This is a genomic window from Hyphomicrobium sp., assembly GCF_020852195.1.
Taxonomy (GTDB): Bacteria; Pseudomonadota; Alphaproteobacteria; order Rhizobiales; family Hyphomicrobiaceae; genus Hyphomicrobium_C.
Window position 1 is genome coordinate 1 of record NZ_JADZBI010000002.1, and the last position, 5,276, is coordinate 5,276.

5 protein-coding genes are annotated in these 5,276 nt (G+C 65.2%); 2 read left to right on the top strand and 3 right to left on the bottom strand.

All coding sequences use genetic code 11. The features are described 5' to 3' along the window. Together IT540_RS00250 and IT540_RS00255 are read right to left on the bottom strand one after the other, a co-directional pair. On the bottom strand, nt 1–905 hold a 905-nt coding region (locus IT540_RS00250), incomplete at its 3' end, for a PQQ-binding-like beta-propeller repeat protein (RefSeq protein WP_366028878.1). Nucleotides 906–1,277: 372 nt separating this feature from the next. Then, a complete protein-coding gene (locus tag IT540_RS00255; RefSeq protein ID WP_291171670.1) occupies nt 1,278–2,489 on the bottom strand; it encodes a primase-like DNA-binding domain-containing protein in 1,212 nt (403 codons plus the stop codon). 796 nt (nt 2,490–3,285) lie between these two features. On the opposite strand from IT540_RS00255, the gene IT540_RS00260 reads away from it, so the two are divergent. Next, nucleotides 3,286–4,410 carry a hypothetical protein gene (locus IT540_RS00260; protein ID WP_291171673.1) on the top strand — a complete coding sequence of 375 codons (1,125 nt, stop codon included), beginning with the start codon at nt 3,286–3,288 and terminating at the stop codon, nt 4,408–4,410. A 57-nt stretch (nt 4,411–4,467) separates the two neighbouring features. Here the strand turns inward: IT540_RS00260 and cutA are convergent, their stop codons facing one another. Then, on the bottom strand, nt 4,468–4,824 hold the full coding sequence (gene cutA / locus IT540_RS00265; protein WP_291171676.1) for a divalent-cation tolerance protein CutA: 357 nt from the start codon (nt 4,822–4,824) through the stop codon (nt 4,468–4,470). A 122-nt stretch (nt 4,825–4,946) separates the two neighbouring features. Here cutA and IT540_RS00270 point away from each other — a divergent pair. Then, nucleotides 4,947–5,276 (top strand): NAD(+)/NADH kinase (locus IT540_RS00270; protein ID WP_366028881.1); only part of this gene is annotated, 330 nt, incomplete at its 3' end.

Below are 5,276 nucleotides of genomic sequence, written 5' to 3' on the forward strand. Positions count from 1 at the left end.
CCGGTGCCGATGACGATGGTGTTGGTCTTCTCGTCATAGGTCGCCGACTGCCAGGGGGCGCCGCCGCCGTGGTTCCAGGCCTCGACCTTCTTGCCGTCCTTGGCGTTCGGCCACGAGGGGGCCTTGGGATCGCCGGTGGGCGTCGTGTCCTTGCCGTTCAGGCGGCCGACGTGGCCCTCGACGAGCGGACGCATCCAGATCTCCTCGCCGGTGTCGGGGTCGCGCGCGTAGAGGCGGCCGACGACGCCGAACTCGTCGCCCGACGAGCCGTGGATCAGGAGCACCTTGCCGGTCTTCTGGTCCTTGATGATGTTGGGGGCGCCGGTCATGGTGTAGCCGGCTGTGTGGTCCTCGAACTTCTTCGACCAGACGACCTTGCCGGTCTTGCGGTCGAGGGCGACGATGCCGGCGTCCAGTGTGCCCATGTAGAACTTGTCGCCGTAGAGCGCGCCGCCGCGGTTGACGACGTCGCAGCAGGGACGGATGTCGTCCGGCAGGCGATGGGAGTAGGACCAGAGGCGCTTGCCGGTCTTGGCGTCGAGCGCGAAGGCGCGCGAGTAGGAGGCGGTGACGTAGATGACGCCGTCGTGCACGAGCGCCTGCGTCTCCTGACCGCGCTGCTTCTCATCGCCGAACGAGAACGACCAGGCGGGCTTCATCTGGCCGATATTGCCGACGTTGATCTGCTCAAGCGTGCTGTAGCGATGGTTGCGGACGCCCATCCCCCAGCCCACGACATCGCCGGTCGTGCTCTCGTCGTTGAGGATGTCCTCCCACGTCACGGGCTTGCTGCCCGCGTTTTCCGCATGGCCTGCAAAACTGCCGAGAAAAGCGGCGAGAGCGAAAGTCGATGCGGCCGCAAAAAGCGTCGCGTTGACGCCCCGGAGGGGGTGTCTACGTTGCATGGCATTTCTCCCAAAAAAGCTTGTCAGAGGCGATTAGTCGCCGCCCCGCCGGCAAAAATCAGAAATTATAAACATGTGTCCATTCGCCTTTTGTCGGAGCACCCGCGTGTTTACGCGCGATCTTCGACCATCGTTCAATAAGCGCGTTCGCTCTTTTCCCGGAGTGCCCGAGATAAATTCCCGGTTTTGCAGGATTTCCTTGCATCTGAGGCGCTTGTCGTTCCTTCGTTCTTTCGTCTCAGACGCTCAATCGCCGCCGTGCGATCGGTGCGGACAGGAAGCCTCCGCAAAAAAGCACCCCGCGTGGAGGTGCCCTGAAAAAATAAAAAGGGCTCCCGCGAGGGAGCCCTTCCGAAATTCGTTTGCCTATCTCTAGGCAGCCTCGGCGCGTAAGGCCGGCAGCTTCTTATCCTCCTCGAGCTCGAGATCGGACTTGAGTGCGATTCCTACGTATCTCACACCATCCTTCTTTTTGACTTTCTGAATTCCGAACTCGGCAATCTCACGTCCAAATGTCGGTAGTGCCAAAGGCTCCTTCTGCCGTTCCTCACACCAGACGCAGTACGCTTCGTAGAGCGACGTCGCGGAGACGGTGTGACCGTCCTGGCTCTCGACGCTCTCCTTGTAGAAGCGCTGCACGTCCGTCTCGGGGACGAGCAGCTTGGTCGGCGGCAACGAACGATTGTCGTTGGCACCGAAACGCGGCTTCTTGATCGCCACGGCCGCATGCTGCGGGGCCGCCACCGCTGCCGAAGCGGTGCTCTGTACCGTCGACATCTTGGGCGCGGCAGGGGCTTCACGGTCGTAGAGGCGCCACTGGCTGAACGCGATGTACATACCGAACGCCGAGCCGACCTCGAGCAGCAGCGCGATGAAAATCGTCATCGCCATCTGCACCTGGTCGACGCTGACGCCGGCGAGCTTCGCAAGCACTGCGGCCTGCGGATCAGCCTCGCCCATCACCGTCGTTGCATCGGCCTTGCCGAGCTTGCTCTGGATCCCCGCGATGCGGGCCTCGAGCGCCTCCGCCTGATGGCCGGAGGCCATCTCGGCATTGAGGCCGTGGTACTTCTGACAGAAGTCGCGGCCCTGCCTGCCGGTCACTTCCGAGCAGGCCTTGGTGAACGACCAAGCGCGCTGGTTCTTCAGCGCCTCGATCTCACCCTGCACGGTCGCCGCCGGACGATGCTGCGGAATCCAGGACAGCTGGTCCTGCGCCCGCTTCAGGTCACCGCGGAGGTCCTTGTAGGACTGTGCCTCGACCATGCGATGGCCGGCCGTATCGAACCGGTTCAGCGCAGCGTGGCCGAGCGCGGAGGTCAGCGAGTAGGCCGTGACCACCACGCCGACAACTGCGGCGGCGGCGGCCTGAGACCACATCCTGTTTCGAATTGCGGCGAACAGGAAAAACGGGATCAGCGCCTTGAGGCAGTCGGCCGCGACGCTAGCCGCACCGTAGATCTGCCCGTCAAGCTCGGTTCGTCCCAAACTGAACCCGAAACGCCAGTTCATGGCAGCCGATACAGCGATCAGAACGCCGGCAGCCAGAACACCGAACACGCCTAGAGCATGTCGTATCTTCATTGCCCTCTCCATTGCGGGCCCGTGCGCGCGCTGCCCGGATGGCAGCCCGATACGGGCCTCGTGCCGTTTGGGTCTGGAGGAGACAGACCGGCCAGCTCCGACGAGCGACTTGTGCTGCTCGGAAAATGCGCGCTTCCATCGCCCGTTGAGCTAGAACCGCCCCCCAAGGCGGTTCATCGGACGCTTCGGCGCCGCCCCCCGGCGGACACGCTAAGCTGGACCTGCTCTCGTCGCGTCTCGTTTGTGCACAGGCGGCATCGCCGCTCGATCCCGATGTGCAAAACTCAAGCGCGCTTGAGCGGACTCACGCAAGACACATCCCTCGGTGGCGGAGGCTATGTGATTCTCGTCAGAGGTCGCTACCTTTTGTTAAGAGAATCAGTTTGCTAAGCAAATTCGCCTGCTCGCTACTGCAAAAGTGCATCAGATGTGGCGCTGCTGCATGGCTCATTCCTCCACATGACAGGGCGCTGTTTTGCACCGGTTGTCCGCAGATCTTGCTGCCAAAATCCACAGTCGCCGTTGTGTCACGATCCGCGCGCGGCGGGTTACCACGAGGCCGTCCGCGATCGCGCCGCCGCCATTGCGCCCCGGCTTGGCTCGCAGCGGAAACGGTGTGTGATAGACGCCGTTAGACATTCATTCGCAATGGTCCTTGCCGCTTAGATTTGCTATGATTTCATTAAGAGTGGGGGAGGCATGGGCTTCGCGTGAGCCACACTTCGGCTCGCACCGCCCAGGATGAGTTGCGGCTCATGCCTCGTGTGCGCACGCATGTGTGTCGGAGTGTTGTTTCATGCGGTGGTACATCAGCTATCCCGTCCTCGCCGCGGGCCTCGCGTTCGGCTTCGAGACGTTCTTTCCGAACGAGCCCGACCTCTCGCGCCCGGCCAACGCCAAGATCCGCATGGAGATCTCCGCGGAGCCGCAGAAGGCGCCCATCGTGCTGACGGCGTCCGAGATGGCGTCGCTGCCGGTATCTCGGCTGGAGTCGTTCTCTCCGGGCGCGCCGCTGCTCACGGCGGAGATTCCGGCTCCGTCCTCGTCCGTGCTCGACTATCTCGCGCAGGCGTTCGCGCCGTCCGAGGCGCCTCTGAAGCCGCCCGTGCCTCAGCCCATCACGGCCGCCGCGTGGAAAAGCGCGATCGTCCGCGAGACGCCCGCGCAGCCCAAGGCGGCGGCGCTCGAGCCGATCTCGCGCGTGGCACTGGCCCGCGACATCCAGCGCGAGCTGCAGCGCGTCGGCTGCTATCTCGGCGAGATCGACGGCATCTGGGGCGGCGGATCGAAGCGCGCGGTCCTCGTGTTCATGGATCGCGTCAACGCCTCGCTTCCGGCTCGCGAGCCGGACGTGTTCATGCTGTCGCTGCTCAAGGCCCAAACGTCGCCCGTGTGCGGGGCGTCGTGCCCGAGAGGGCAGAGCCTCACGGCAACCGGGCGGTGCGTGCCGTCGACGCTGATGGCGCAAGCCGAGAAGCCCAGGGATGCTGCGGGCGGGCGTCGCGACGCGTTGGAGCCGCGCGATACCCTGCCAGGCGACACCTGGGAGGCCCAGGTGGCGGAGGTCTCCGAGCGCAAGCCGCCGCCTTACGGCCGCATGAGCATCGGCGGGCCCAAGCCTGACGACGTCACGCAGCTCTCTGCCGGCTGGTCGCGCGTGACCGCCGAGCCGCCGAGGGGCGACGTGCTGACCCGCACGGCGGCGCTCGAGCCGTCCGCGGCCAACGACGACGTACCCCCGGCGCAGAAGAGCGCTCCCAGCGTGGCAAGCTCGTCGTTCGATGTCGACATCGATGCGGCTCCGGTGCGGCGGAGCAAATCAGCGGACTCCCGGGCGAAGGCGCGGGAGCGCGCCCCGCGGCGGACCACCACCTACCGCCACGTGCAGAACCTGTTCCAGCATCCGCTGGGACGCATGTAGGACGACGAGCTTCGTTCGGATAACGGGCGCGAAAGGCGAGGGCGGCCCTTAGCGCGCTCAGTCCTCGGCCGGCGTCTGCGCGGCGTCGGCGTCCGTCTGATCGAGGATCCACTGCAGGAACGGCGGAGAGCCGCCCTCCACGGTCAGGATCAAGAGCGCCGGGTTCTTGTACGGATGGCGGCCGCGCACCTCCGCGATCACCCGCTCGGCCAGTGCGCGCCGCGTCTTGATGATCATGACGACCTCGTCGTCGCGGTGGCGTTTACCATTCCAGGTGTAGATCGAGACCATGGCGGGGAGGATGTTGACGCACGCCGCGAGGCTGGCCTCCACCAGCGCTCCGCCCTCGGCCTCGGCGGCCTCGATCGTCGGAAAGGTCGAATAGACGAGAACGGCCTTGTCGTTTTCCTGCAAGTAGGCGAGCCTCCGGCTGGCGGGCTTCGAGAGTCGCGGGCGCGACGCGTCGCAACAAGATTAACGCCAGCCCGCTCAATCCCCAACCGCTGCCTTACCGCGGCCCGCTTTCCCGCTCCGTCATGGCCAAACCAAAAAGCAAATTCGAGAAGATCGCGTTCGTGGCCAGCGAGGTGCCCGAGGCGCGCGAGGCGCTGGAGCGGCTCGTCACGCGCTACGGGTCGGCCGAGGCGCGCGAGGCGGATGCCATCGTGGCGCTCGGCGGCGACGGCCTCATGCTGCAGACGCTGCACCGCTACATGAACGACCGCATCCCGATCTACGGCATGAACCGCGGATCGGTGGGCTTCCTGATGAACGAGTACCGCGAGGACGGCCTGCTCGAGCGGCTGGCGGAGGCCGAGATCAGCCGCGTGCATCCGCTCTCCATGGTCGCCTACGACGCGCAGGGC